Annotated in this window: 22 protein-coding genes; 11 read left to right on the top strand and 11 right to left on the bottom strand. The window is 45.4% G+C overall.

Translation table 11 applies throughout. The features are described 5' to 3' along the window. Window positions 1-5 precede the first annotated feature (5 nt). The 3 genes from LYZ37_RS05670 to LYZ37_RS05660 all read right to left on the bottom strand — a co-directional run bounded on the left by LYZ37_RS05670 (window position 6) and on the right by LYZ37_RS05660 (window position 3906). Window positions 6-701, bottom strand: a complete 696-nt coding sequence (locus LYZ37_RS05670) for a TIGR01621 family pseudouridine synthase (protein WP_272786836.1) — start codon at window positions 699-701, stop codon at window positions 6-8. A gap of 66 nt (window positions 702-767) precedes the next feature. After that, window positions 768-2384 carry a methyl-accepting chemotaxis protein gene (locus tag LYZ37_RS05665; protein ID WP_272786835.1) on the bottom strand — a complete coding sequence of 539 codons (1617 nt, stop codon included), beginning with the start codon at window positions 2382-2384 and terminating at the stop codon, window positions 768-770. 151 nt (window positions 2385-2535) lie between these two features. Then, window positions 2536-3906 (bottom strand): sodium-dependent transporter, encoded by a 1371-nt coding sequence (locus LYZ37_RS05660; RefSeq protein WP_216607412.1) that lies wholly within the window; start codon window positions 3904-3906, stop codon window positions 2536-2538. A 425-nt stretch (window positions 3907-4331) separates the two neighbouring features. On the opposite strand from LYZ37_RS05660, the gene cls reads away from it, so the two are divergent. From cls to LYZ37_RS05640, 4 genes are all read left to right on the top strand, one after another. Next, on the top strand, window positions 4332-5786 hold the full coding sequence (cls, locus tag LYZ37_RS05655; RefSeq protein WP_272786834.1) for a cardiolipin synthase: 1455 nt from the start codon (window positions 4332-4334) through the stop codon (window positions 5784-5786). Between the two features lie 62 nt (window positions 5787-5848). Then, on the top strand, window positions 5849-7054 hold the full coding sequence (locus tag LYZ37_RS05650) for a cystathionine beta-lyase (protein WP_239826086.1): 1206 nt from the start codon (window positions 5849-5851) through the stop codon (window positions 7052-7054). 229 nt (window positions 7055-7283) lie between these two features. After that, window positions 7284-8219, top strand: a complete 936-nt coding sequence (locus tag LYZ37_RS05645; RefSeq protein WP_272786833.1) for an esterase/lipase family protein — start codon at window positions 7284-7286, stop codon at window positions 8217-8219. Window positions 8220-8229: 10 nt separating this feature from the next. Further along, the gene (locus LYZ37_RS05640; RefSeq protein ID WP_272786832.1) at window positions 8230-9084 is read left to right on the top strand and encodes a lipase secretion chaperone; all 855 of its coding nucleotides are present in this window, start codon (window positions 8230-8232) and stop codon (window positions 9082-9084) included. A gap of 37 nt (window positions 9085-9121) precedes the next feature. Here LYZ37_RS05640 and LYZ37_RS05635 read toward each other — a convergent pair whose 3' ends face one another. The 7 genes from LYZ37_RS05635 to pspA all read right to left on the bottom strand — a co-directional run bounded on the left by LYZ37_RS05635 (window position 9122) and on the right by pspA (window position 16522). Continuing rightward, entirely contained in the window at window positions 9122-9688 is a 567-nt protein-coding gene (locus tag LYZ37_RS05635) for a DNA-3-methyladenine glycosylase I (protein WP_069666033.1), read from the bottom strand. A 63-nt stretch (window positions 9689-9751) separates the two neighbouring features. After that, window positions 9752-12853 carry an efflux RND transporter permease subunit gene (locus LYZ37_RS05630; RefSeq protein WP_272786831.1) on the bottom strand — a complete coding sequence of 1034 codons (3102 nt, stop codon included), beginning with the start codon at window positions 12851-12853 and terminating at the stop codon, window positions 9752-9754. Continuing rightward, the gene (locus LYZ37_RS05625; protein WP_272786830.1) at window positions 12846-13934 is read right to left on the bottom strand and encodes an efflux RND transporter periplasmic adaptor subunit; all 1089 of its coding nucleotides are present in this window, start codon (window positions 13932-13934) and stop codon (window positions 12846-12848) included. Before LYZ37_RS05625 ends, LYZ37_RS05630 begins: the two co-directional genes overlap by 8 nt. Before the next feature lies 1 nt (window position 13935). Continuing rightward, a complete protein-coding gene (locus LYZ37_RS05620; RefSeq protein ID WP_272786829.1) occupies window positions 13936-14967 on the bottom strand; it encodes an efflux RND transporter periplasmic adaptor subunit in 1032 nt (343 codons plus the stop codon). 186 nt (window positions 14968-15153) lie between these two features. Further along, window positions 15154-15543: an envelope stress response membrane protein PspC gene (pspC, locus tag LYZ37_RS05615; protein WP_272786828.1), complete on the bottom strand. Its 390-nt coding sequence runs from the start codon at window positions 15541-15543 to the stop codon at window positions 15154-15156. After that, window positions 15536-15769 (bottom strand): envelope stress response membrane protein PspB, encoded by a 234-nt coding sequence (gene pspB, locus LYZ37_RS05610; RefSeq protein WP_272786827.1) that lies wholly within the window; start codon window positions 15767-15769, stop codon window positions 15536-15538. Before pspB ends, pspC begins: the two co-directional genes overlap by 8 nt. A gap of 84 nt (window positions 15770-15853) precedes the next feature. Continuing rightward, window positions 15854-16522: a phage shock protein PspA gene (pspA, locus tag LYZ37_RS05605; protein ID WP_272786826.1), complete on the bottom strand. Its 669-nt coding sequence runs from the start codon at window positions 16520-16522 to the stop codon at window positions 15854-15856. A 214-nt stretch (window positions 16523-16736) separates the two neighbouring features. On the opposite strand from pspA, the gene pspF reads away from it, so the two are divergent. From pspF to LYZ37_RS05570, 7 genes are all read left to right on the top strand, one after another. Next, a complete protein-coding gene (pspF, locus tag LYZ37_RS05600; RefSeq protein WP_272786825.1) occupies window positions 16737-17729 on the top strand; it encodes a phage shock protein operon transcriptional activator in 993 nt (330 codons plus the stop codon). Window positions 17730-17845: 116 nt separating this feature from the next. Then, window positions 17846-19465, top strand: coding sequence for an ABC transporter substrate-binding protein SapA (gene sapA, locus LYZ37_RS05595; RefSeq protein ID WP_272786824.1), 1620 nt, complete (start codon window positions 17846-17848; stop codon window positions 19463-19465). Then, window positions 19465-20427: an ABC transporter permease gene (locus LYZ37_RS05590; RefSeq protein WP_272786823.1), complete on the top strand. Its 963-nt coding sequence runs from the start codon at window positions 19465-19467 to the stop codon at window positions 20425-20427. The genes sapA and LYZ37_RS05590 overlap by 1 nt, the downstream gene beginning before the upstream one ends. After that, the gene (gene sapC, locus LYZ37_RS05585; protein WP_272786822.1) at window positions 20414-21301 is read left to right on the top strand and encodes a putrescine export ABC transporter permease SapC; all 888 of its coding nucleotides are present in this window, start codon (window positions 20414-20416) and stop codon (window positions 21299-21301) included. Before LYZ37_RS05590 ends, sapC begins: the two co-directional genes overlap by 14 nt. Beyond that, entirely contained in the window at window positions 21301-22299 is a 999-nt protein-coding gene (locus LYZ37_RS05580; protein ID WP_272786821.1) for a peptide ABC transporter ATP-binding protein, read from the top strand. Before sapC ends, LYZ37_RS05580 begins: the two co-directional genes overlap by 1 nt. Then, window positions 22296-23081: a peptide ABC transporter ATP-binding protein gene (locus LYZ37_RS05575; protein ID WP_004748056.1), complete on the top strand. Its 786-nt coding sequence runs from the start codon at window positions 22296-22298 to the stop codon at window positions 23079-23081. The genes LYZ37_RS05580 and LYZ37_RS05575 overlap by 4 nt, the downstream gene beginning before the upstream one ends. Before the next feature lie 8 nt (window positions 23082-23089). After that, window positions 23090-23872, top strand: a complete 783-nt coding sequence (locus LYZ37_RS05570; protein ID WP_272786820.1) for a DUF2927 domain-containing protein — start codon at window positions 23090-23092, stop codon at window positions 23870-23872. Window positions 23873-23880: 8 nt separating this feature from the next. Here the strand turns inward: LYZ37_RS05570 and LYZ37_RS05565 are convergent, their stop codons facing one another. Beyond that, window positions 23881-24255, bottom strand: a complete 375-nt coding sequence (locus tag LYZ37_RS05565) for a DUF2750 domain-containing protein (RefSeq protein WP_272786819.1) — start codon at window positions 24253-24255, stop codon at window positions 23881-23883. Between the last annotated feature and the right edge of the window lie 10 nt (window positions 24256-24265).

The following is a 24265-nucleotide window of genomic DNA, read 5'->3' as shown; positions in this document are numbered from 1 at the left end:
AGGCATTACTTGTTGATCTTCGGCCATGATAGCTCCCAAGGTTTTAGCCAAGCCTCAATGCCTTGGCTGGTAATTTCATCATTCCACTTTTCACCCAACAAGGTGTTGCTGCGTGGATCACACACAAACTCATACGCTTGGTGATTGAACTCGAAACGAAGTGCAAACGCGTGCAAATAACCACGATCAGAGTCACTACCGCTGTTGTATATCGGGTCACCCACAATGCCCGAACCCACGGACTTTAACGCGACGCGGATTTGATGCGTTTTACCTGTATGCGGCTTACACACAAACAACCGCTCCCCTGGTAACGAGGCCGTAGAAAAAAACTGAGTGACAGCGGGGTTGTTTTGACTGTTAACTAATTTCCAAGCAGCGCGCCGAGAACGTTCCATATCACCACTCACTAAGCCTTGCTTTTTTTTTGGTTTCTTACAGCCAATGGCGAGATAGAATTTCTCGACGTTACGCTGAGCAAAAAGACTCGATAATTCTCTGGCAGCAGACGAGCTTCTTCCAAGCAATAAGATGCCCGACGTCATTTTGTCTAAACGGTGAATAAGAAAAAGCTGCTTATCTTTGGTTTGCTTAGCCACCTCTTGCAGTAGCATGGTATCGCCATCATCTTTGTGTACGGAAACATTAGGGTGTTTATTGATGACGATAAAGTCAGGATGGGTATATAAAATATCAAACATTTGACTGGCTCCACTTCGGAGGCATGAGTATACCCATTCTCCTTGTGAAAGCCAGTCTCGCTTGGTTTAGCTCAGTTTGAATCTACTAACTAAACTCTCTAGCTCCGCGACTTTTGAGTTCAAGCCGTTAACATTATCTGAACTGCTGTTGGCTAATTGCAGTGAACGCTCAGAAATATCACTAATGGCGGTGATATCGGCAGCAATCTCTTTAGTAACAGCAGTTTGCTCTTCCGCTGCTGTCGCAATGGAGTTGACCATAGATTGAACATTGGCCGCACCAGCGACGATTTCTTCCAGCGCAGTAACCGCACCAGAGCTACGCTCCACACCAATTTCTACCAGTTTGCAGTTCTCTTGTGTATAGGTCACCGCTTCTTGCGTACCAGTTTGAATTTGCTGGATTATCCCTGCGACTTCCTGTGTTGCCGTCGTTGTTCGCTCGGCTAAAGCTCGGACCTCATCGGCAACGACAGCAAACCCGCGACCAAATTCACCTGCCCTTGCGGCTTCAATTGCTGCATTCAATGCAAGCAAGTTTGTCTGCTCTGCAATACCTTCAATAACGCGAATAACCGACCCAATCTGCTCACCATGTGCACCAAGCTCGTTCATTTGCGTCGACATCTCCGTCATCTGCAAACTCACCTGTTGAATGGAATCCACCATTTCAGTAATGACGTTACGACCCGATTCCGCGCTTTGCTCAGACTTCTGCGCTTCTTCAAACGTTGCCGAACCCTGTTGCGCCACTTCAGAGATAGTTAAACTGAGTTCTTCTGCCGCGGTCGCAATCAGGTTAGCCTTATCAGCCTGTGACGATGCACCTGCTACAATATCTTGACTGACATTAGATAGGTCGGCAGTCACATGTTGAACCTGGCTGGAAACAGACGAGATAGAGCCAATCAGTGTGGTCAATGATGATTGCATTTTATTGATTGAGCTGGCCAGATTCGCCAGTTCATCTCCCGAATCGTCCACGATATCATCAGCAGTTAAGTCCCCTTCTGCCACTTTCTGCGCCACAGAATCAAGGTTGGATAAGCGGGTTGTAATGGAATTAGATAGCCAGTAGGCAATAATGCAAGTGAGGACTAATGCGATTACAAACAAAATAGCAATGGTATTTTCAATCGTATCAAACGAATCGGTGAGATAAAGGAGAGAAGCATCAGTCTCAGTAATTTCAGCCGATGATGCCTCATCAAGTAGGGCTTCGATAGGTGTTAGATATTCTTCATAAAGACTGCGTAGTTCGGTAATCTCTTGCTCTAGCGCACTTTTATCACCAAGAAGCGGCACTATGTCTCTTTCAAAGCCTTGAGTGAAGCCTGTCATCAGGCGTTCTATCTGTTCAATACGTTGATGATCAGCCCCGCCAGGAGTTTCCAGTTTTTTCACTGCTGTGATCGCATCCCAAAACTCTTGTTTATTCCTTTGGTAATCGCCTAACGCACTCGCTACGCCAGTGATAGCTCCTGTCGCATCACGATAAACGTCACCCGCTTCATCAATTAGGATTAGATACCCCACTACTTCAGGCACATCATCATGGCGAATCTCTGACGCGACGTCATGCGACTGAGTCACTTCTGACCAAATAGCCCCTGCCATGATTGTCATGATGGCTAAGACGCAACCAAAGCCAGCATAGAGTTTTTTCCGTACAGACCACTTCACAAAGCACCTTCCTTAACGACTTACATTTGGATTACATTCCGATACCGAATATTATCGGCTTAGTGATAAGACTCTTTAATAAAAGTAGCTGATAGAAACGAAAAAACCTCCCAGTTGGGAGGTTTTGTTTAACTTTAGTACGACTTCTAGTTTAAAGCTTCTTAGAGAAGACTCCGGCTAGAGCGATGATACCAATACCTAACAGCATGATTTCACCTTTACCGCTATCGAAACCAGACTTAATGCCCATGAATGCTACGATTGCGATTGCTACTGGGATGATGTACTTAACTAGGTTGTACCATAGACCAAACAGTGGGAAAGAAACTTCACCATCGTTAGTGATCTCTTTCTCAAGCTCTGAGCGTGATAGACGCCAGCCAGCAAAGATACACACCAACATACCGCCAACCGCTAGGAAGATCTTATCAGTTAACAGGTCAAAGATATCGAATGCACCAGTGCCAAATAGCGTTGGTCCTACACCACCTAGAGAAAGTGATGCGAACACACATAGCGTTGCCATTACCGCACTTGCGCTGATTACCGCTGTAGAACGCTTCATACCTTTCTCATCGATTAGGTAAGAAACTACTACTTCAAGTAGAGATACAGAAGAAGTCAGTGCCGCTACGGTAAGACCAATGAAGAACATTAGTGCGAACAGAAGACCAATTACGCCGCCCATTTCAGCAAATAGCTGAGGTACAACAACGAATACTAGACCTGGACCTGCTGCTGGCTCCATACCGAATGCAAACATTGCTGGGAACATCGCCACACCCGCTAGGATTGCAACACCTGTGTCCATCGCAGTAACCATACCCGTTGTTTGAACTAGGTTCTCTTTCTTCTTCAAGTAAGAACCGTAAGTCAACATACAACCCATACCTAGACTTAGCGAGAAGAACGCTTGACCTAGAGCTGCAAGTACTACACTGCTGTCTACTTTAGAGAAGTCTGGCATGAACAGGAACTCAAGACCTGCCATTGCACCAGGTAGCATTAGACCTTTCACTGATACAACGATCAGGATTAGGAATAGTAGAGGCATTAGGATCTTACCTGCTTTCTCGATACCGCCAGAAACACCTTTCATAACGATAGCGATGTTAAGCATCAAGTAGATACCCATCCACATTAGAGGCTGAACAGGGTCTGAAATAAAGCCACCAAAGCTATCACCGATTGCTTCAGGAGCGCTTAGTAGACCACCACCCACTTTAAAGATGTATGCCAGTGCCCAACCACCAACCACTGGGTAGAAACCCATGATTAGTAGACCACTTAACACACCCATAACACCTGTAAATGTCCAACGACGGTCTGTCGTTTTAAAGGCACCTACAGCTGATAGACCTGTCTTACGGCCAATAGCGAATTCCGTTAACATTACGCTAAAGCCGATAAAAATTACAAAAAGAAGGTAAATTGCAACGAACGCGCCGCCGCCGCTCTCACCCGCCGTATAAGGAAATTTCCATATGTTGCCCAAACCAACAGCAGAACCTGCTGCGGCCATAACGAAGCCTAATTTAGACCCCCATGTATCACGGGCCTGTGCACTTGAACTAGTAGCCACGGTTACTCCATTAAATCGTTTTCTAAGTTGTGTTTGCTTCTGTTAGGCGTCTTAAAAAGTGGTGTATAATTATTTTTACACTTAATAAAATTATCAGTGACGCTAACGTTATGGCAAGTAAAGCAGTTTAAGATTAAAATTGGAAGCCCAATTAGTGTATTTTTCCACCACAAATGTAATTAATATGTTTAAATGCTGCTTTTTTAGCCTTTAACATCTACTATACACCAGATTTTACATTCTCATAACAGAATCATTCTTTTTCTTTCTACTTCCTGTTCGTTACATTCTTTGAAAATTTGTCGCTTGTCGTCCTTCGTCCAGAGTTCTAATATTGGATAGCATTGGATTACCTAGGTTACTGAATGGAAAAGTTTTATCACTTTCTTACACTTGCTGGGATTGTCTTTTACTGGATTCTGGTTGCCGGTGTGACAATTCGAGTGGTGCTAAAGCGTCGTGCAGTGAGTGTTTCGCTGGCTTGGCTGATGATCATTTATATCATCCCTATTCTCGGCGTTGCCTGCTATTTCCTATTTGGTGAACTCAACCTTGGTCGGAAAAGAGCAGAACGTGCGAAGGAGATGCTCTCTCCTTTCGCTGACTGGTTCTCGAACCTTAACGACTGTCATGCTCACTCCCCAGAGAGCTTTGGTCGTCATATTTATCGAATTGATGAGCTTTGTAACAACCGCCTAGGCCTACCCGCTCTGTCAGGTAACTCCCTTTCTTTACAAAGCTCGCCCGACGATATTCTGCGCTCAATCATCGAAGATATAGAAAATGCGCAAACCAGTATTCGCATGGTTTTCTACATTTGGCATCCAGGTGGATTGGCCGATTCGGTGGCTTCCACTCTGATTCGTGCCGCAAAACGTGGCGTAAATGTTAAATTGCTACTGGATTCCGCAGGCAGCCCACGCTTCTTTCGCAGCGAATGGTTGAAAATGATGCGCAGTGCGGGGGTAGAGGTCGTTCAGGCACTAGAAGTCAGCCCATGGCGTATCTTCCTGCGACGCTTAGATCTGCGTCAACATAGAAAAATTATCGTTATAGATGAAAAAGTCGCCTACACAGGTTCAATGAACCTCGTCGATCCCGCCTACTTTAAGCAAGATTCTGGTGTTGGACAGTGGATCGATATAATGATTCGCGTTACTGGCCCTACTGTTAATGTCCTTTCCGCTATTCATTGCTGGGACTGGGAAGTTGAAACGGGTTCACGTGCCTTCCCTTCTATTCCAGAATGCCGTATTAACCCTGACGAGCCGCAACATCCCGTGCAAGTAGTCCCTTCAGGTCCTGGTATGCCGGAACATTTGATTTCTCAAGTTTTAACGCTTGCGATTAATCAGGCTAACCACTCGGTTCGAATCACGACCCCTTATTTTGTCCCGAGCTCTGACTTACTTGAGACTCTTAAGATGACAGCCCAGCGTGGAATTAATGTAGAACTTATCATTCCACACAAAAATGACTCGTTAATGGTTCAATGGGCGTCACGCGCATTTTATAGCGAGCTGCTAAGCGCAGGTGTCAAGATCTACGAGTTTTACGGTGGATTACTCCATACAAAATCGGTTGTCATTGATGAGGAATTTTGCCTCGTTGGGACAGTAAATATGGATATGAGAAGCTTATGGCTCAATTTCGAACTCACTTTAGCCATTGATGATCTTGCTTTCACAAAAGAGATGTTCTGGCTCCAGCAAAGTTATATGGAAGATTCACATATCGTTGATATCGAAGAATGGAAAAAGCGAACGCTATTCTCTCGCTTTTTAGAGCGTGTATTTTATCTGTTTAATCCTCTGCTTTAATCCCTTGCTATTCATGCTTTGCCGTGGTTTAAATAAGGTAAAGTATTCGATAAGGACTTCCGATGTCAGAAAGTAAGCAGACCAAGTTCGTTACCGCTGGTCGCGATAAAAAGTGGACTAACGGTGTGGTTAACCCTTCCGTTCAAAGAGCCTCAACCGTCGTTTTTAACACCGTTGCAGAAAAGCATCACGCAACGGTGAACCGAGCAAACAAAACTCTGTTTTATGGTCGCCGTGGCACCACGACTCACTTTGCGTTCCAAGATGCAATGACAGAGATCGAAGGGGGTGCAGGTTGCGCCCTTTACCCATGTGGCACCGCCGCTATCTCTAATGCTATTTTGTCTTTTGTTGAAACAGGCGATCATATTCTGATGGTCGATACCTGTTATGAACCCACGCGCGACTTCTGCGATAAAATCCTCAAGAAAATGGGCGTAGAAACCACTTACTACGAACCAACAATTGGGGATGGGATCAAAGAACTCATCAAACCAAACACAAAAGTTCTCTTCCTTGAGTCTCCGGGCTCTATCACCATGGAAGTACAAGACGTACCTACTCTGTCTAGCATTGCACATCAACACGACATCATCGTTATGCTCGATAATACTTGGGCGGCTGGGGTGAATTTCTCTCCATTTGAGCATGGTGTTGATATTTCAATTCAAGCGGCAACCAAATACATTGTCGGACACTCAGATGTGATGCTTGGCACTGCGGTAGCCAGCGAGCAATATTGGGATCAGTTACGTGAACAAAGCTACCTGATGGGTCAGTGCGTGTCTCCTGACGATGCCTACTTAGGCTTACGCGGAATTCGCACTTTGGATGTACGCTTGCGTCAACACGCGGAAAACAGCTTGAAAGTGGCGCAGTGGCTTCAAAACAGACCAGAAGTCGATCATGTTCGCCACCCTGCTCTTGAAACTTGTCCTGGTCACGAGTTTTTCACACGTGATTTTACCGGTGGAAATGGCCTATTTTCATTTGTGTTAAAAACCAGTTACCCAAGAGCAACGACTGCCCTTTTAGATGGAATGAAGCATTTTAGTATGGGGTATTCTTGGGGTGGCTTTGAAAGTCTAATTCTTGCCAATGAACCGAAGAGCTTCAATAGTCTGCGTACCGTTGCTAACCCTAACTTTGAGGGAACCCTGATTCGTGTCCATATTGGACTTGAAGACGTCGATGACCTGATCGCTGATTTAGAAGCAGGGCTAGAACGATACAACGCTCTGGTTCTCGAAAAAGAAGCGACCGCCTAGTACCTTCAAACCATTGATTATTTAGCCTCGCTCGCGAGGCTTTTTAATGTATTGATTTTATTAATATTTAAATCAAAATGACTTGCTTAAACCTTTCGTTAATTAAAGCTGTTGGTTTTTAATTCAACATCACGTTTTAATCTTTCTTTAACTATTCATATTTCGTATAGCTCAATTTTTCTTCTACGTTTAAATATCTCATCAGAGGTCATACCAGAAGGAGCTAACATTGAAACTGATCTACTCACTTGTCCTGACTTGCGCACTCGCAATTGGACAACCGACACTCACCAACCTTGCCCACGCAGGTGGTTATACACAAACTCAACATCCCATTGTCCTCGTCCACGGACTCTTCGGCTTTGATACTCTCGCTGGTGTCGACTATTTCTACGGAATACCGCACTCGCTAACCCGAGACGGCGCGACTGTCTACGTTGCTCAGGTATCTGCCTCTAACAGTACTGAGGTCAGAGGCGAGCAACTTCTCAAACAAGTAGAAACACTGCTCGCCGCTACTGGGGCGACTAAAGTCAACCTCATAGGCCATAGTCATGGTGGACCAACGGCTCGGTACGTTGCATCCGTGAGACCGGACCTTGTCGCCTCTGTCACTAGTATTGGTGGTGTAAACAAAGGCTCAAAAGTCGCCGATCTGGTAAGAGGAACTGTCCCTGAGGGTTCTGGCTTAGAAGGATTAGCGGTAAAACTTGCTGGGGGTTTAACCACTCTTATCAATCTCCTGTCAGGAGGTACAGATCTTGAGCAAGATCCTTTGGCCTCTTTGGAGGCACTGACGACTGAAGGCTCTCTGGCATTCAATCAGCATCATCCATATGGCATTCCTACTACTGCATGTGGCAATGGGGATCTTCTCGCCAGCAATGGCGTCTATTACTACTCATGGACAGGATCTTCCACTTTTACCAACCTTTTGGATCCAACTGATGGAGCGATGGTGATACTCGGCTGGGCATTCGACGAACCCAATGACGGACTTGTTGGTGCATGCAGTACTCACCTAGGCAAAGTGATTCGTGACGACTACAAAATGAATCATCTGGATGAAATAAACGGGCTCTTGGGCATTCACCACCTATTCGAAACTGATCCCGTCACACTCTATCGACAACACGCAAATCGCCTCAAACAACAAGGACTGTAAGGGTAAATCAATGAAAAAGACCGTTCTAATCACCATTTCTGTCATCACTTCAATTGGATTCGGAGCGGTCTTATATTTGTCCGAGAGGCAACCAGAAACTCCAGCCCCGATCCTTTCTCAAGCTGATGTAGACGTTGACACAACTACCCCCAAACACTTTTTTGACTTTTCACTCAGCAGCTTAGGCGAACAAAGTCTTGATGAGATTAAAAAGAAAGTGAATGACCGTGCTTCAACAGAGAGCAAGTTGAGTAACGAGGAAGTGTTGTTTGCTACTTATTTGGAGTACAAAGAAGCATTAGCGGAGCTTGAGCCTTTGCAAGCGACCCAACTTATTGCTCTAGACCTCGAACAACTTCACGCGCAGATCTTAGCATTACAGTCTCGCTACTTCTCTGAGCAAGAAATAAAGCTGCTATTTGAAGAAGAGAATCTGTTGCGCCAATTGGCGATTAACAAAGCGAGAATCACTGAAAATGATTTGGATGCCGAGCAAAAAAAGAGCTTACTAGAAGGCCAACTCAATGACATGCCTAACTACATTCAGGCAGCAGAAAAAAACAATCTGCTGGTTGTAGAATTGGACTCTGTCTCAAAGCTTGATGACCAAGACAAATATATCGCAAGAATCGAGTTAGTTGGCGAAGATGGGGCTAAGCGATTGGCGGAACTCGATCAGCAACGTGAGAATTTTCAAGCAACATTGGATTCCTACTTAGAAAGCAGAGATGAGCTACTTACATCTGACTCTCTATCCGAGCAAGATAAAAAGCTACAGATTGCACAGCTTAGAGAAAATAGCTTCGATTCAACACAGCTGCGACGTGTCCAAGCACTTGAGAGGATTCATGACCAAAGTCGTTAGCCAAACATGTTGGCAGCACAAAGTGTGCTGCCTAATGTTATTTAGCCCCTTTCTTTGGGCAGTCAACTAGGTGATCATCAACCATACCGACCGCTTGCATAAAGGCGTAGCAGATCGTTTCGCCCACAAACTTAAAGCCTTTCTTTTTGAGAAACTTGCTCATTGCCTTCGATTGCTCTGTCGAAGCAGGCACATCACTCATTTGCGTCCAGTTATTTACGATCGGTTTACCATCAACAAACTGCCACAAAGCTTTCGATAAGCTGCCATATTCTTCAATCAGTGCCAAAGCCGCACGTGCATTTCCAAATACAGAGGTAATCTTGCCTCGGTGTTTGACGACATCATAGTTTTCGATAATTCGCTCGACCTGACTTTCATCATACTGCGACAGACGAGACAAGTCATAGCCTTCAAATGCGGCTCGGTAACCCTCACGTTTCTTTAGAATCGTAATCCAACTCAGCCCTGCCTGAGCCCCTTCTAAAGTTATGAACTCAAACAGTACTTTGTCATCATAAACAGGCACGCCCCACTCAGCATCGTGGTATTCGCGCTCAAGTTCATGATTCATCGCCCAAGCACAAGTTGTATCCTTGCTCATTGATTCTCTCCTTAAAAAAACAAACGCCCCCGACAAAGTCAGGGGCGCTTACTTCTATATAGTTTAGTTAGGCACTTTTACTTTGTGGAACAGACGATACAACACTGGTACGACAATAAGTGTCAGTACTGTCGCAAAACCTAAACCAAACATGATGGTTACCGCCATTGGCTTGAAGAAGATGTCTGGAAGCAAAGGAATCATACCCAAGATCGTCGTAATCGCCGCCATACAAACAGGACGAACACGACTTAATGCTGCGTCAACGACTGCCACATATGGGTCTTTACCCGAGTGCATTTCAATCTCGATCTGATCCAACAAAACAATCCCGTTCTTAAGTAGCATACCGGACAAGCTCAAGAAACCGAGCAAGGCCATAAAGCCAAATGGGGTATTCAATGCCAGTAGGCCCGTTGTCACACCAATAATTGCTAGTGGTACTGTTAACCAGACGATCAATGGCTCTTTCACCGAGTTAAACAAGAACACGGTAACTAAGAACATAAACAGGTAACCCATCGGCATGGTAGTAAAGAGTGACTCTTGGGCATCACCCGAAGACTCATACTCACCACCCCACTCTAATGAATAGCCCGGTGGCAGCTCAATCGCTTCAATTTGCGGCATTAGACGAGCTTGAAGTGTCGCGGCAGTCTCTTCACCTAGCAAATCAGGATCCGCAAAAACTGTTAGCATACGCTTACGGTTCTTACGCACAATGATTGGGTCTTCCCAACGAATATCGTAGCCCATAGTGACTTGTTGCAGCGGGATGTACTCGCTAAGTGCAGGACTCCATATCTTCATACCTTCGATATTTCGAATGTCGACACGTTCATCTTCTGGTAAGCGTGCCACTATCGGCATCAAGGTCGTACCATCTCGGTAAACACCAATCGACTTGCCAGAGAATGACATCGCAAGAAACTCATCCACATCAGACTTACTGATACCGTAACGACGAGCTTGGCTTTCGTTAAACTGCGGCTCAAGCACTTTCGTACGTTCACGCCAATCGTGACGAATGTTAGTTGCGCCTGGATCCGCGTGCATGATGTCTTCAACTTGCTTAGCTATTCCACGCAGTACCGTTGGATCTGAGCCAATAATACGAGCTTCGATTTTCGCACCACCACCTGGGCCAAGTTCAATCTGTTTAAGCTTGTAGTTAATTTCAGGGAACTTGTCCTCCAAATGGAGCCTAAAGTTTGTCATTAAGCTAGCAAGTTGTTCGTAATCAGCCACCCTAGTCGTGATTTCACCATACGCTGCATAGCTCTTCTCTGGCGCATAGGTCAGCATAAAACGTTGCAGGCCTTTACCAGCCGTAGTGGTAATGTGCTCGACACCTTCTTGGTCAGATAACCAAGACTCCAAAGCTTTCAGTTTGGTGTTTGTTGCACGAATATCGGTTCCTTCAGGCAACCAGATGTCTGCTTGGAAGATAGGTGTAGTCGAAGATGGGAAGAACGACTGCTTAACTTGCGTAAAGCCAACAATGCTCGCAGCTAAACCCAGAATAAGCACAACGACGGTTAACCAAGCACGCTTCATACAGAACTCAAGGAAGCCTTTGTACACCACAAAGATCATTCCATTGTACGGATCGCTTTCTGCTCCATCTTGCTTGAATTTCTGACCTTTGAAGAAAATATCAGCAAAGAATGGAGTAAGAGAAATAGCCGTAAACCAGCTCAACATCAGCGAAATAAGAAGCACGCTAAACAAGGTGCCACAATACTCACCTGTCGCGTCCTCCGACAAACCGATTGGCGCAAATGCGGTCACTGCAATCACTGTCGCACCGAGCAACGGCCACTTGGTCTGAGTCACGATGTCTGTGGCGGCTTGCATCCGCGTCCGCCCTTTCTGCGTGCCAATCAATATCCCTTCGACCACCACTATGGCATTATCCACCAGCATACCTAAAGCGATAACCAGAGCACCTAGGGAGATACGTTGTAAATCGATAGCAAAGTACTTCATAAATATGAAAGTACCCAGAACGGTGAGTAACAAAATAAGACCAATCAACAGGCCTGATCTTAGTCCCATAAAGAACAGCAGTACGATGATAACGATCGCGACCGCTTGACCTAGGCTGACGACAAATCCGCTTACAGACTTATCAACTTCTTTAGGTTGGCTGTAGATCTCAGAGATTTCGACACCTACCGGCTGCTGGTACTTAAGTTCAGCTAAACGTCGGTCAAAGCGTTGACCTACTTCAACAACGTTTACCCCTTGAGCAAAGGAAACCCCTAAGTTAAGCGCTAGTTCACCATTGAACGTGACAATATTGCTCGGAACTTCAACATAACCACGGGTAATGTCAGCGACGTCTTTCAAGTAGATCAGTCCCTGCGCACCACTCTCAGTAATGATTAAATCACCGAGCTGATCAACATTTTTGAACTCACCTGTAGGATGGATTCGAATGTATTCATCACCGATTCGAATTGCGCCCGCATCAGAAACCACGTTCTGAGTGGATAACAAGTTAAATACCGTATTCGGTGCGATTCCAAGAGTGCTCAAACGCTTCATCGAAATCTCGATAAAGACCTGCTCTTGCTGTTCTCCGGAGACCGACACCTTGCTGACACCATCGATAAGCTCCAGCTCTCGACGTAGATAGTCCACATAATCGAGTAGCTCTTTGTAGCTGTAGCCATCACCTGTTACCGCTAGCAAGATGCCGTAAACGTCACCAAAGTCATCAATCACCGATGGGTCATTCACCCCCGGCGGTAGCTGACCTTTTAGATCGTTCACTTTTCGGCGTAACTCATCCCAAATCTGGGGTAAATCATCGGGACCGTAGTTGTTTTTCATCGAAACGGTTATTTGCGATAAACCGCGACTTGAAATGGAGTTGACTTCATCGACATAGGTTAGCTGCTGGATAGCCTTCTCTATCGGATAAGTCACCTCTTCTTCAACTTGCTGAGGCGTCGCACCTGGGTAGGAAGTGACAACCATGGCATCTTTGATGGTAAATGCAGGGTCTTCCAATCGACCTAAACCAAAGAAAGCCGCAGCACCACCAATCAAGAAGATTAACGAGATCATCCAACTGATCACACGGTTACGGATAAAGTAAGCCGCGATACCCGTTACATCATCATCGCTTTGCGGCGAGTTATTCTTATGTTCACTCATTACCCGCCTCCTGCTTAACTACTTGCACCTGCATTCCTTCCCTTAATCTAGAAACACCTGCTATCACAACCGATTGGTCACTACTTAACCCATCAAGAATTTGAATGGCGTCTTTACTCGCCTTGCCAGTCACGACTTTTTGCTTATTGACAGAGTTATCTGCATTGAGCACCCAAACATATTTGCTTTGTCTATCTAGTGAGTCGCCATCACCATTGAAAATGGCTTCAATAGGCACTTGAACGCCACCTTTAAGCTCTAGACCAACATCTTTACCCTTAGACGTTACCTCTACTGCCATACCATCCAGAATGTACTCTTCTTCAGGCATAGGTAGTGTCAAAGTCACGGTAAATGTACCGGTCGCCGGATCAGGCTCAGTGGTAAATTCTTTGATAGTCGCATTGTATTCATTGCCACTCGGTACTCGCACAACCGCTTCAATGTTTTCTAACGACTCTTGAGTCGGTTGGCTGGCATGGAGTTGATCAGGAAGTTGAATCAACACCTCGACATTTTCAACACTGTGGATATTGACGACTTGCTGACCAACCTGAATATTCTCAAACTGGTCAACGTTAACGCGTGAGATAATCCCATCAACAGGTGCTTTCAATTTAGTAAAAGATAAACGAAGTTTGGCTAATTGAAGTTCTGCGTAAGCTATCTGGCGATTGGCTGCAATCTCATCGAATTGAGACTTCGCCAACAAACCTTTATCAACAAGCGGCTTAGAGCGCTTGTACTGACTATCTACCACGCTATAACGCGCGCTAGCATTATCAACTTCAAGTTTGTAGTCGGTAGGATCTAATTCAGCAATCAAGTCACCTTGTTTAAGGTGATCACCTTCTTTAACGTAGATCTTGCTGATTTCCCCTGCCACGCGGAAGCTTAAGTGCGAGCGTTCTGCCGCGTTTGCTACTGCAGGAAAATAGAGACGGTCTTCGTTTACGACTTGGTTGGAAAGTGCCAACACTTTCACTTTAGGTGTACCAAAATCCACATACTGTGGTTCTCCACCACACCCTGCTAACAGTGCGGCCGAAGAGAGCGCACATAGATTTAACCATTGCTTCATCTTACAGCCCTCGCTCTTTGATCCACTCTCGAACCTTAATCCCAGACTCGATGCCATTCACACCAGATACAACGATCTGATCGCCTTCGTTTAAGCCACTTTGCACTTGCTGTTTATCATTTAGTTCAACTAATGCTTTTGCAACTATGCCTTGTGAATCGACTCGCCAGACGTAAGTCTGACCATTCTCTTCCATTAGCGCCGACTGAGGAATACGCGTCGCGCCAGTAGATTCAACTGCGACATGAATGGAACCTGCCATGCCGGGTAAAATGCCGACATCTTCTGGCCTTTCCATCACCATGGTCACTTTATAGGAGCCCGTTTTCGGATCGGCTTCGGTATCCACCTCTTGGAACATGAGTTCATATTCGGTTCCCGGAAACGCGTCAAAGGTCATGTGCGCTGTCAGATTAAGACCACTAGCGAAGCGATTAAGAAGATGATCAGGAAGTTGGAAAATCACTTTCATCAATTGGGTCGTCTGAATGTTCATCACCCCTTCTTTGGCGGCAATGTACTCATGAGCTTCAGCAGGAACAATAGATATAGTGCCGTTGTACGGCGCCACTAAGCGTGTGTAGCGTAAGTTGGCTTGTGCTTGTTCCAAAGTAGCTCTGGCGGAATTTCGTTTGGCTTTCGCTTCATCAAAGTCTTGCTCTGACACCACTTTGTCTTTGCGGAGTTTTTTATAGCGCTGATATTGCACATCGGTAAGGCGATATTGAGCTTCCGCTTGCTTGGCTAAAAGCGTGTACTCATCGGGGTTGAGTGCGGCCAGCACATCGCCTTTATTGACGGGTTGGCCCGCAACCACATCAATAGACTGGAGTTGACCGGGAACACGAAAGGCAAGAACGGCTTTATCACCAGCTTCAGAAGTAGCTGGAAAAGTACGTTCAAACTGAGCATTGCCGATGGAAACAGTAAATAGTTTAGCTGGCCTTGAATCAGGCTCGGGAACAGGAGGGAGTTCCTTGCCACAACCACTCAATACAGCAGCCGTCGCAAGAAACAAAATGGATTTGCGCATAATCAATCATCCGTTTGTAGCGATTAGTTACAAAGATAGATGAATGATACCGCCTCTTCCATAGACAGGACAAAAAATATTATGAAAATTAATAATTTGCCCAGTATATGAGCGAATCGTCGCACTTTTAAGCCTTCACTGTGTCGGATGCACCAGAAGGCTCAATTTGGTTAACTCAACTAGTTGCTATAGCGTTTTAAACTCTTTATCGACTTTAAACGCATCTGAAGTGACGTAAGCTTCAAGATCGCGAATTTGGTTTTCTAAGTTATGAAAGTCTTTCTCAATCGTGTTGAGTAACATTTCAGGGGTTTGACCTTGCTTCCAAGGCTTGTTTTTAAGCTTGTGCTCTTGCTCGGTTTTGATCGCTTCTACATAGTTAGGCGGCTGCTTTTCGATCATCAACGTCATCGCGATATAGGCAAGAATAACCAAGAAACTACCGCCCAGTAGAGCTGCTGAAATCACCAAGATGCGCACTAACCACACTTCCAACGCAAAGTAGTTAGCCAAGCCTGCACATACGCCAGTGATCTTTCCATTAACAGTATCGCGGTATAACTCACGCTTATTCATAGCGGCGCCTCCAGCTCGGTGATTCTGTATCTAAAATACGCTCTAACGTATCGACTCGACTTTGCATACTGGCAGCCTTTTCTGATAAAGACTCTAGTCGCTGTAAATCTTCTTGAGATAAACCTGTGCTTGCATTCTTCTTACTTCGGTAGTGTAAAAACAACCATAGAGGAGCAACGAAAATCAGAAATACGATCAGTGGACCAGCAATGAAAAATGACGACATAAATAACTCCTTAATCAAAGGTAGATAAACGACAATCCAAGCAAATGTTATCTACCTAATAAACTTAACAAAATATAGCTGGAATTACTTTTTATCTTCCATCTGTTGCTTGAGCTTTTCTAACTCTTTTTCAATTTCATCTTGAGCTTGTAGCTCCGCAAACTCTTGATCTAAAGATTTAGCGTTGCCCGTTTTTGCATACAAATCGGCTTCAGCTTCCATCTCATCAATCTTGCGCGAGTATTGCTCAAACTTAGCCATGGCTTCGCTGGTACGCGCAGTATGCAGATGTTTTTGAACATCTCGGCGGTTAGAGGCTGTTTGACTGCGAATCGCTAAAGCCTGTTGCTTAGCGCGAGTCTCGGTAATTTTTGTTTCTAGCTTGCTGATTTCACCCGTTAACTTATCGATCGTCTCTTCAACTAAGGTTTGCTCGGTGTGCAGACCTTTTAGCATATCTTGCAGTTTTTGCTTTTCAATCAATGCCGATCTTGCAAGATCTTCGCGCTGCTTAGTTAACGCTAAGGTCGCTTTTTGCTGCCACTCATCAATGGCCGCTTCCATTGACTCAACTTTGCGTGCCAACTCTTTCTTATCAGCAATCGCTTTTGCCGAGTTAGTTCTTACTTCAACTAACGTATCTTCCATTTCCTGAATGATTAAGCGGATCATTTTTTCAGGATCTTCTGCTTTATCTAATAGAGCACTGATGTTTGAATTAACGATGTCTGCGAATCGAGAGAAAATACCCATAGCTAGGCTCCTTATTTTGTTGCAATCAGGTCATGCTAAGCATCACCATCGAATCTGTGTTTGTTTTACCTCGGTAACTGATTCTTAATACTCCAAGTTGCGTGCCAACTTTTCAACCCATAAAAATCAAATAGTTAGGGAATAACTCATTGCAATCCTTTTAAACCTGTGTTGAATTTAACCTACAGTTGGTAAATTTCACCACGGAGCAATCATGCAGCAAAACCTTATTGGCGAATCCCCTGCCTTTCTTTCTGTACTAGACAAGGTATCTAAGTTAGCCGCGATTGAGCGACCAGTATTGATCATTGGCGAAAGAGGAACTGGTAAAGAATTGATTGCTCAGCGACTTCACTACTTATCAAAATGTTGGGATCAGCCGTTGATTTCACTCAACTGCTCTACCCTCAGCGAAGGCTTGATTGATTCAGAGCTTTTTGGTCATGAGCAAGGCTCATTCACCGGCTCTAAGGGGCGTCATAAGGGGCGATTTGAACGCGCTGAAAATGGCACCCTATTTTTAGATGAGTTGGCCACGGCACCATTGCTAGTGCAAGAAAAACTTCTCCGAGTGATCGAATACGGTCAATATGAGCGTGTTGGTGGTCATCAGCTCTTGAATGCCAATGTGCGTCTCGTCTGTGCCACCAATGCAGATTTGCCTCAAATGGCGAGTGAAGGCGCTTTTCGTGCCGATTTACTCGACAGGCTGGCATTTGATGTTATCCATTTACCGCCTCTTCGCGAACGACAAGAAGATATCCTATTACTGGCCGAATACTACGCAATTAAGATGTGCCGTGAGCTGGGCTTCGAGTACTTTGTCGGCTTTTCGACTCCAGCAGAACAAAGTTTGCTTAGCTATCATTGGCCAGGAAATGTGCGCGAATTGAAAAACGTGATTGAAAGAGCGGTTTACCAACACGGCATGCAAGAAGCCCCTATTGAGCAACTCGTCTTTGACCCTTTCCAATCGTCGTGGCAGAGCATACACCCAGAGCAAGAAACAACAGCTGCCCCTGAAGCGCCTGAGTTTCAATTCCCAATCGACTATAAACAGTGGCAAGAACAACAGGACCAACTCATACTTACTGAAGCATTAAAGCAAAGCCAGTTTAATCAAAGGAAGGCGGCTGAACTACTTGGGTTAAGTTATCACCAATTGCGAGGCATGGTTCGTAAGTATGACCTGACGAACCTCAGTTAACCCACCAATTTTGTGGTTTTGCTTTGGTTACAGCGGGTATTTAGTGGTAAATTATTAGGATCTTAAGGCATAATGGTGAGTTCCATTGTGCTTTGTCCCAGACACTTGTTCTTTCTATGAAAGCATTCATTCAGTTTACATTAGGTTTGTTCAGCCTCAGCCTATTAGCCGGTTGTGGTGAAGAGATTGACCATGACAAAATTCGTCAGAAGGGTTTTGTCTATTGTGGTCAAGGTGGTCCTTCGACTTTTAACCCTCAATTAGTCGATAGTGGCATTACAACCGAAACACTCAGCCCTCAGCTGTTTAATACCTTGCTGACCCTCGATAGCCAAACTTATCAGCCAGTGCCAAGCCTCGCGACCAAATGGTCTGTCAATAAAGAAGGCACGGAATACATCTTTAATTTGCGTAAAGGTGTCCAGTTCCAAACAACCGCTTGGTTTACACCTTCCAGAGCGATGAACGCGGAAGATGTGGTGTTTAGTTTTAGACGCATTATTGATACTACCAATCCTTTTCACTATGTTGGAAGCGGGCTTTACCCTTGGTTCAGTGGTATTGATTTTCAAAACCTAGTTGTTGACGTTTCAGCGCTATCCAATCACAGAGTGAAGTTTACACTTAACCGACCTGACAATAGCTTTCTGTCGAACATTGCGACCAGTCACGCGGTTATCCACTCAAAAGAGTATGCAGGGCAACTTGAGCTCAGTGATGAGAAAAGTATGCTCGACAGTCACCCTGTTGGCACTGGTCCATTCTACCTAGCCGAATATCAAGTCAATGACCTCATCCGTCTTAAACGCAATAATCGATATTGGCAAGACCGACCAAAGATGGAACAGGTCGTGTTCGACATATCTCAACGCGGCACAGGCACTTTGGCAAAACTACTGCGCAGTGAATGTGACGTGCTCAACGCACCGCTCTCTAGTCAATTACCAATTATCGAGCAAACATCAGATGTTGAGTTAACCGCAAAGCCTGCCATGAACATCTCTTTCGTTGCCGTGAACACTTCTCACCCTGCTCTTAATGATGCTCGCGTGCGTAAAGCGCTTAACTATGCCATCAACCGTCAGAATATTTTGGATTCGGTCTACTACGGCACAGGTAGTCAGGCGTATTCGGTTTTGCCGCCTTCTTCGTGGGCCTATCAAAAAGATTCGGTACAAATTCGCTATGATCGCAACTACGCTATCGCACTGTTACGTGAAGCGGGTTATAGCAAAGGATTAGAGCTGACAATGTCGGTTCCATTGGAGCCACGTGCTTACAACCCGAGCCCAAGAAAAACGGCAGAGTTGATTCAAGCAAACTTAGCTGATGTGGGGATTAAGCTCAATTTGATGACAGATGATAGATACGATCGCAGCAATCCCAATGACAATACAAACATTGACCTCCACTTGACGGGTTGGATCGCCAATACCGGGGATCCTGACAACTTTTTAAGGCCGCTTCTCTCTTGTGAGTCAAAACGCGCTGGCCTCAATGTTTCAAGTTGGTGTAACCCTGACTTCGACTTTCTACTCGACCTTGCGTTGGAAGTCGATAAGCCTCGCTATAGGCAGAACCTTTATAAACAGGCACAGAACATACTTAATGAAGAATTCCCTGTGATCCCACTAAATCATGGCATGCAGCTACAAGCGCATCACACCTCACTTAGAGGATTTAAGGTTAGCCCATTCAATGCGCAGCCGTTTGATACTGTCGAGAGGTTCAAGTAATGCTGTTGTATTCTGTTCGACGCTTTAACCTGTTTATTATCACCTTGTTGATACTCACTATGGTGGGTTTCAGTATTTTAAGGCTAGAACCTAACTCTCCGTGGGCTATCCATGATTTCTGGAGTGGTTGGATGCTCTACGTTGGCGAGCTAATGCAGCTTAACCTCGGCGTCACCAAGTCAGGAACTCCAATAATTGACGAACTCAGCATTGTCTTTCCCGCGACGCTAGAGCTGTGTTTTATCGCCTTTGTGATTTCGCTGCTTGTTGGCATTCCAGTGGGAACGCTAGCAGGAATGAAGCAAGGAAAGTGGATCGATACTGTGATTTCCTTTACTTCCATGTCTGGCTATTCTGCACCGCTGTTTTGGGTCGCACTTTTGATGATCATGGTATTTTCTCTGCACTTTCAGGTATTCCCTGTCGCAGGTCGCTACGATTTACTCTATCAAATTGACCACGTAACAGGATTTGCGATTATTGATGCCTTCTTTGCAAGTGGTGAATATCGCGCCCATGCACTGCAAAGTGTGTTGGAACACCTGATACTACCTTGCCTTGTGCTCGCGCTTGCGCCAACCACTCAGGTCATTGGTTTGATGCGAGCTTCCGTTGCTGAAGTGATGGGACAAAACTATATCCGCGCTGCGCGTATTAAAGGTTTATCTACGCACGAAATCGTCACTGAGCATGTGCTACGCAACGCTATTCCACCGATTATTCCAAAAATCGGTGTGCAGCTTTCTAGCATGCTAACACTTGCCATTATTACCGAATCTATCTTTAACTGGCCGGGCATTGGCCGCTGGTTACTTGATGCCCTCTCAAATCAAGATTACGTTGCCATTCAAGCTGGGGTCATCGTCGTGGCGACGTTTGTCCTAACCGCTAACATCTTGTCTGATCTGATTGGTGCCATGGTCAATCCATTGGTAAGGAAGGAGTGGTATGCTAACCGATAATGTTTACCAAGAAGAGCGTATCCCTACCCAGTTTGAACGTTTCTGGCGTAGTTTCCGTGCCAACAATCTTGCGATGTTCGGCCTGTGGTGTTTACTACTGCTATGCCTAATTACGCTTGTTTCACCTTGGATTACCCCTCATGACCCACAAGCGCAAAGTGGTGAGCTACTCGTACCTCCATCATGGAACCCAACCGGTACGGTTGAGTACTTCCTTGGAACCGATGATCTCGGCAGAGATATTCTTTCACGCTTAATTGAAGGCTCGCGTCTTACCTTTGGTGCTGCTTTTCTGGTAACTGTTATCGCTACAGTGATTGGATGTATCATCGGCGTATTGGCGGGAATGACCAAAGGCTTACTATCTAGTGTCCTAAACCACTTACTTGATACCGTCATGTCTATTCCATCATTGCTGCTCGCGATTATTTTTGTCGCTTTCCTCGGCTTTGGTGAATTCAATATTTTGCTGGCTATCTGTTTAGCCTTAATTCCAAGATTCGTCCGCTCGGTTTATATCGCAGTGCATACCGAGGTGGAAAAAGATTACATCATGGCTGCACGTCTTGATGGGGCAAACCAATTCTATCTACTTTGGAATTCCATATTGCCCAACATTCTTGTCGTCATTGCCACCGAGATTACCTTGGCATGGTCTATCGCTATTTTGGATATCACCGCGCTCGGTTTTCTTGGTTTAGGAGCACAAGCACCAAGCACTGAGTGGGGAGCAATACTCGGTGATTCAGTAGAACTCATCTACCTTGCGCCTTGGACTGTTACCCTTCCCGGACTCGCTATCATGTTTACTGTTATTGTCATCAACCTTGTTGGTGAAGGTATCCGCCAAGCGCTTAATGCGGGGATCGAATAATGCCGTTATTAGATATTCGACATCTCACAATCGAGATTGAAACACCTCAAGGGATGATGAAAGCCGTTGACCGAATGAGCCTGACCATCAATGAAGGTGAAATTCGCGGCTTGGTGGGTGAATCAGGCTCAGGGAAAAGTCTGGTGGCTAAAGCCATCGTTGGCGTATGTAAAGACAACTGGAAAGTGACCGCAGACCGAATGAGGCTCGGAAATGTCGACTTACTGCAGCTGACTCCTAAAGAGCGTCGACGCGTTATCGCCCGCGACATTGCGATGATCTTCCAAGAGCCATCAACCTGTTTAGATCCTTCTGAAGAAGTAGGCAAACAACTTATTGAAGCGATTCCTTCTCGCTCTTTTGAAGGTAAATGGTGGGAACGTTTTAAGTGGCGTAAGAAACAAGCCATCGCTCTGCTGCATAAAGTCGGTATTAAAGACCACCAACAGATCATGGATAGCTTCCCATACGAGCTGACTGATGGTGAGTGTCAGAAGATCATGATCGCGATGGCGATCGCTGCCAAACCAAAGCTATTGATCGCAGATGAGCCAACCAACGATTTAGACCCGATTACCCAATCACAGATCCTGCGTTTGTTGAGTCGAATGAATCAGCTACACAATACGTCGATCATGCTAATTGGCCATGACCTAACAACCATTACTCAGTGGGCAACCCGCATTACGGTTATGTATTGCGGTCAGTCGGTTGAGTCTGCTGATACTTCTAAGATCTTAGACAAGCCTAAGCACCCATATACGGCTGCACTGCTTAAAGCTATGCCCGACTTCAATGATTGGATTCCGCATAAAGAGAAGCTGCAATCCCTACCGGGCTCCATTCCACCGCTACAGCATTTGCCGATTGGTTGCCGACTTGGTCCGCGCTGCCCATATGCACAGCGCCAGTGTGTTGAAATACCGATGACACGTCGAATTAAAAACCACAAATTTGCATGTCACTTCCCACTGAACATGGATAAGAAAAAAGCATGAGTGCTCTATTAGAAGTTAACCAGCTATCGAAGACTTTTGTGACTCGCTCAAGCCTGTTTCGCAAGAAGGTTCAAGAAGCCGTCAAACCGCTTAGCTTTAGCCTTGAAGCCGGACAAACCATTGGCTTTATCGGTCAAAACGGCTCAGGTAAATCGACATTAGCACGCATGTTGGCGGGGGTAGTAGAACCCACTTCAGGCGAAATTCGCGTTAATGGTGAGCTTTTGGAGCATAAAGACTACTCCACTCGCTGTAAGCTGATTCGCATGATTTTCCAAGATCCAAATACATCTTTGAATCCTCGAATTCAGATTGGACGTATCTTAGAAGGGCCACTCAAACGTAACACCAATATGCCGCCTGAGGCGCGCATAAAGCGTGTCAAAGAGACCCTTCTCAGAGTAGGATTGCTGCCAGAGCACGCTTATTTCTACCCTCAGATGCTCGCCACTGGCCAAAAACAGCGTGTTTGTTTAGCCCGTGCACTCATCCTTCAGCCATCAGTAATCGTTGCTGATGAAGCTTTGAATGGATTGGATATGGCAATGCGTTCGCAAATCATTAACTTGTTTCTTGAGCTCCAAGAAGAGATGGGGGTTTCCTTTATTTATGTGTCACAGCATATCGGTATTGTAAAACACATTACCGATAAAGTGATGGTGATGCATGAAGGGGAACTTGTTGAGAGCGGTGAAACCCATGAAGTGCTTAGTTGCCCAACTCATCCTGTGACACAAAGATTAGTAGAAAGTCATTTCAATAAGGCGACCTGCTTTAAATAGGACTACTCATGCTAAGGAAAGCAATGCTTGGAATGATAGTGCTTACCACTTCATTCCACTCTCAAGCATACACTACACAAAAAACTTGGCTCGATACCCAATTTGTCGAGAAGGCCTTTATCAACGTTGCGCTGCGCAATGAGTACTCGTCAGGAAGCAAACCATTAGTCAAATGGAATGAGCCTATAAAGATATGGGTTCAGCACAAAGTACCGGACAAAGCCCTTCACGATGAGCTCACTGATGCACATTTACGTCACTTGGAGCAGATAACTGGACACCGAATTCAAAGAGTGGACTCACGTGAACAGGCGAATATCGTCTGGGTGTTTACTAAAGAATCCAAATGGCGTGAAGATATAGAACGAGAGCTCGGTAAACCAGCGCTTGCGAACGTATATGGCGCGATCTGCAAAGCAGGCTATCAAGTCGGTCGCAATGGTGCTCTCTCACATGCTGCAATCATCATTCCTGTCGACCAAGCGAGAGAACATGGCAAGTTGCTTGCCTGCATCGTTGAGGAGATCACTCAAGTCTTAGGCTTACCGAACGACTCAGAGAGTGCTTTTCCATCGATTTTTAATGATGAGACTCCCGAAGATCTGCTCTCTCCTCTTGATGTCGTTCTGTTGAAACTACTGTACGAGCCGGAACTCAAACCTGGGATGAGTCAAAAGCAAGTCACACCTATTATTAGAAAGCTATTATCTAAATACAAAAAAGACGGCACATTAAATCGTGCCGTCTCTACCGCAAAGCAAGGGGAGCTGTTTCAGCTAATAGGCTATTAGTGTCTGCCTTAGCCGCGCTTTTTCAGCTCAACTTCAAACTCGTCTGGGTATAGCACCACACCTTCTTCGTTGTCGTTAGGGAACACAACAACAGATAGCTCGTCATCTTCAAGACCATGCGTCCAACGGCTAAACCATTTCGCCGTCGAGATTGGTTCTGCTTTACAATGTTCCCAGTCTCCGGTTGCCCACTGCTCAGCAAATTCTTGATGAGGCCACACTGGTACACAATCTTCGTCTTCAGTGTTGAGCATGACGCAACCATGCTCATCCGTAAGGATCCAAACCTTACGGTTTTTGGCGATTTCTTTAATGCAGTAGTTAAAGCGCTCATCAGGGCGCATTTTATTTACTGTCTCTAGCTGCTCATTTGATAGCGACATATTCACTTCC

The sequence above is a fragment of the Vibrio tubiashii genome, from assembly GCF_028551255.1.
GTDB lineage: Bacteria > Pseudomonadota > Gammaproteobacteria > Enterobacterales > Vibrionaceae > Vibrio > Vibrio tubiashii_B.
Note: the sequence above shows the minus strand (reverse complement) of the source record. Positions and strands in the feature narration are given on the sequence as shown.

Coding starts and splice junctions, on each gene's coding strand:
- LYZ37_RS05670 (WP_272786836.1), bottom strand. CDS start 701: ATGTTTGATATTTTATATACCCATCCTGACTTTATCGTCATCAATAAA.
- LYZ37_RS05660 (WP_216607412.1), bottom strand. CDS start 3,906: ATGGCCGCAGCAGGTTCTGCTGTTGGTTTGGGCAACATATGGAAATTT.
- cls (WP_272786834.1), top strand. CDS start 4,332: ATGGAAAAGTTTTATCACTTTCTTACACTTGCTGGGATTGTCTTTTAC.
- LYZ37_RS05650 (WP_239826086.1), top strand. CDS start 5,849: ATGTCAGAAAGTAAGCAGACCAAGTTCGTTACCGCTGGTCGCGATAAA.
- LYZ37_RS05640 (WP_272786832.1), top strand. CDS start 8,230: ATGAAAAAGACCGTTCTAATCACCATTTCTGTCATCACTTCAATTGGA.
- LYZ37_RS05635 (WP_069666033.1), bottom strand. CDS start 9,688: ATGAGCAAGGATACAACTTGTGCTTGGGCGATGAATCATGAACTTGAG.
- LYZ37_RS05630 (WP_272786831.1), bottom strand. CDS start 12,853: ATGAGTGAACATAAGAATAACTCGCCGCAAAGCGATGATGATGTAACG.
- LYZ37_RS05625 (WP_272786830.1), bottom strand. CDS start 13,934: ATGAAGCAATGGTTAAATCTATGTGCGCTCTCTTCGGCCGCACTGTTA.
- LYZ37_RS05620 (WP_272786829.1), bottom strand. CDS start 14,967: ATGCGCAAATCCATTTTGTTTCTTGCGACGGCTGCTGTATTGAGTGGT.
- pspC (WP_272786828.1), bottom strand. CDS start 15,543: ATGAATAAGCGTGAGTTATACCGCGATACTGTTAATGGAAAGATCACT.
- pspB (WP_272786827.1), bottom strand. CDS start 15,769: ATGTCGTCATTTTTCATTGCTGGTCCACTGATCGTATTTCTGATTTTC.
- pspA (WP_272786826.1), bottom strand. CDS start 16,522: ATGGGTATTTTCTCTCGATTCGCAGACATCGTTAATTCAAACATCAGT.
- pspF (WP_272786825.1), top strand. CDS start 16,737: ATGCAGCAAAACCTTATTGGCGAATCCCCTGCCTTTCTTTCTGTACTA.
- sapA (WP_272786824.1), top strand. CDS start 17,846: ATGAAAGCATTCATTCAGTTTACATTAGGTTTGTTCAGCCTCAGCCTA.
- LYZ37_RS05590 (WP_272786823.1), top strand. CDS start 19,465: ATGCTGTTGTATTCTGTTCGACGCTTTAACCTGTTTATTATCACCTTG.
- sapC (WP_272786822.1), top strand. CDS start 20,414: ATGCTAACCGATAATGTTTACCAAGAAGAGCGTATCCCTACCCAGTTT.
- LYZ37_RS05580 (WP_272786821.1), top strand. CDS start 21,301: ATGCCGTTATTAGATATTCGACATCTCACAATCGAGATTGAAACACCT.
- LYZ37_RS05575 (WP_004748056.1), top strand. CDS start 22,296: ATGAGTGCTCTATTAGAAGTTAACCAGCTATCGAAGACTTTTGTGACT.
- LYZ37_RS05570 (WP_272786820.1), top strand. CDS start 23,090: ATGCTAAGGAAAGCAATGCTTGGAATGATAGTGCTTACCACTTCATTC.
- LYZ37_RS05565 (WP_272786819.1), bottom strand. CDS start 24,255: ATGTCGCTATCAAATGAGCAGCTAGAGACAGTAAATAAAATGCGCCCT.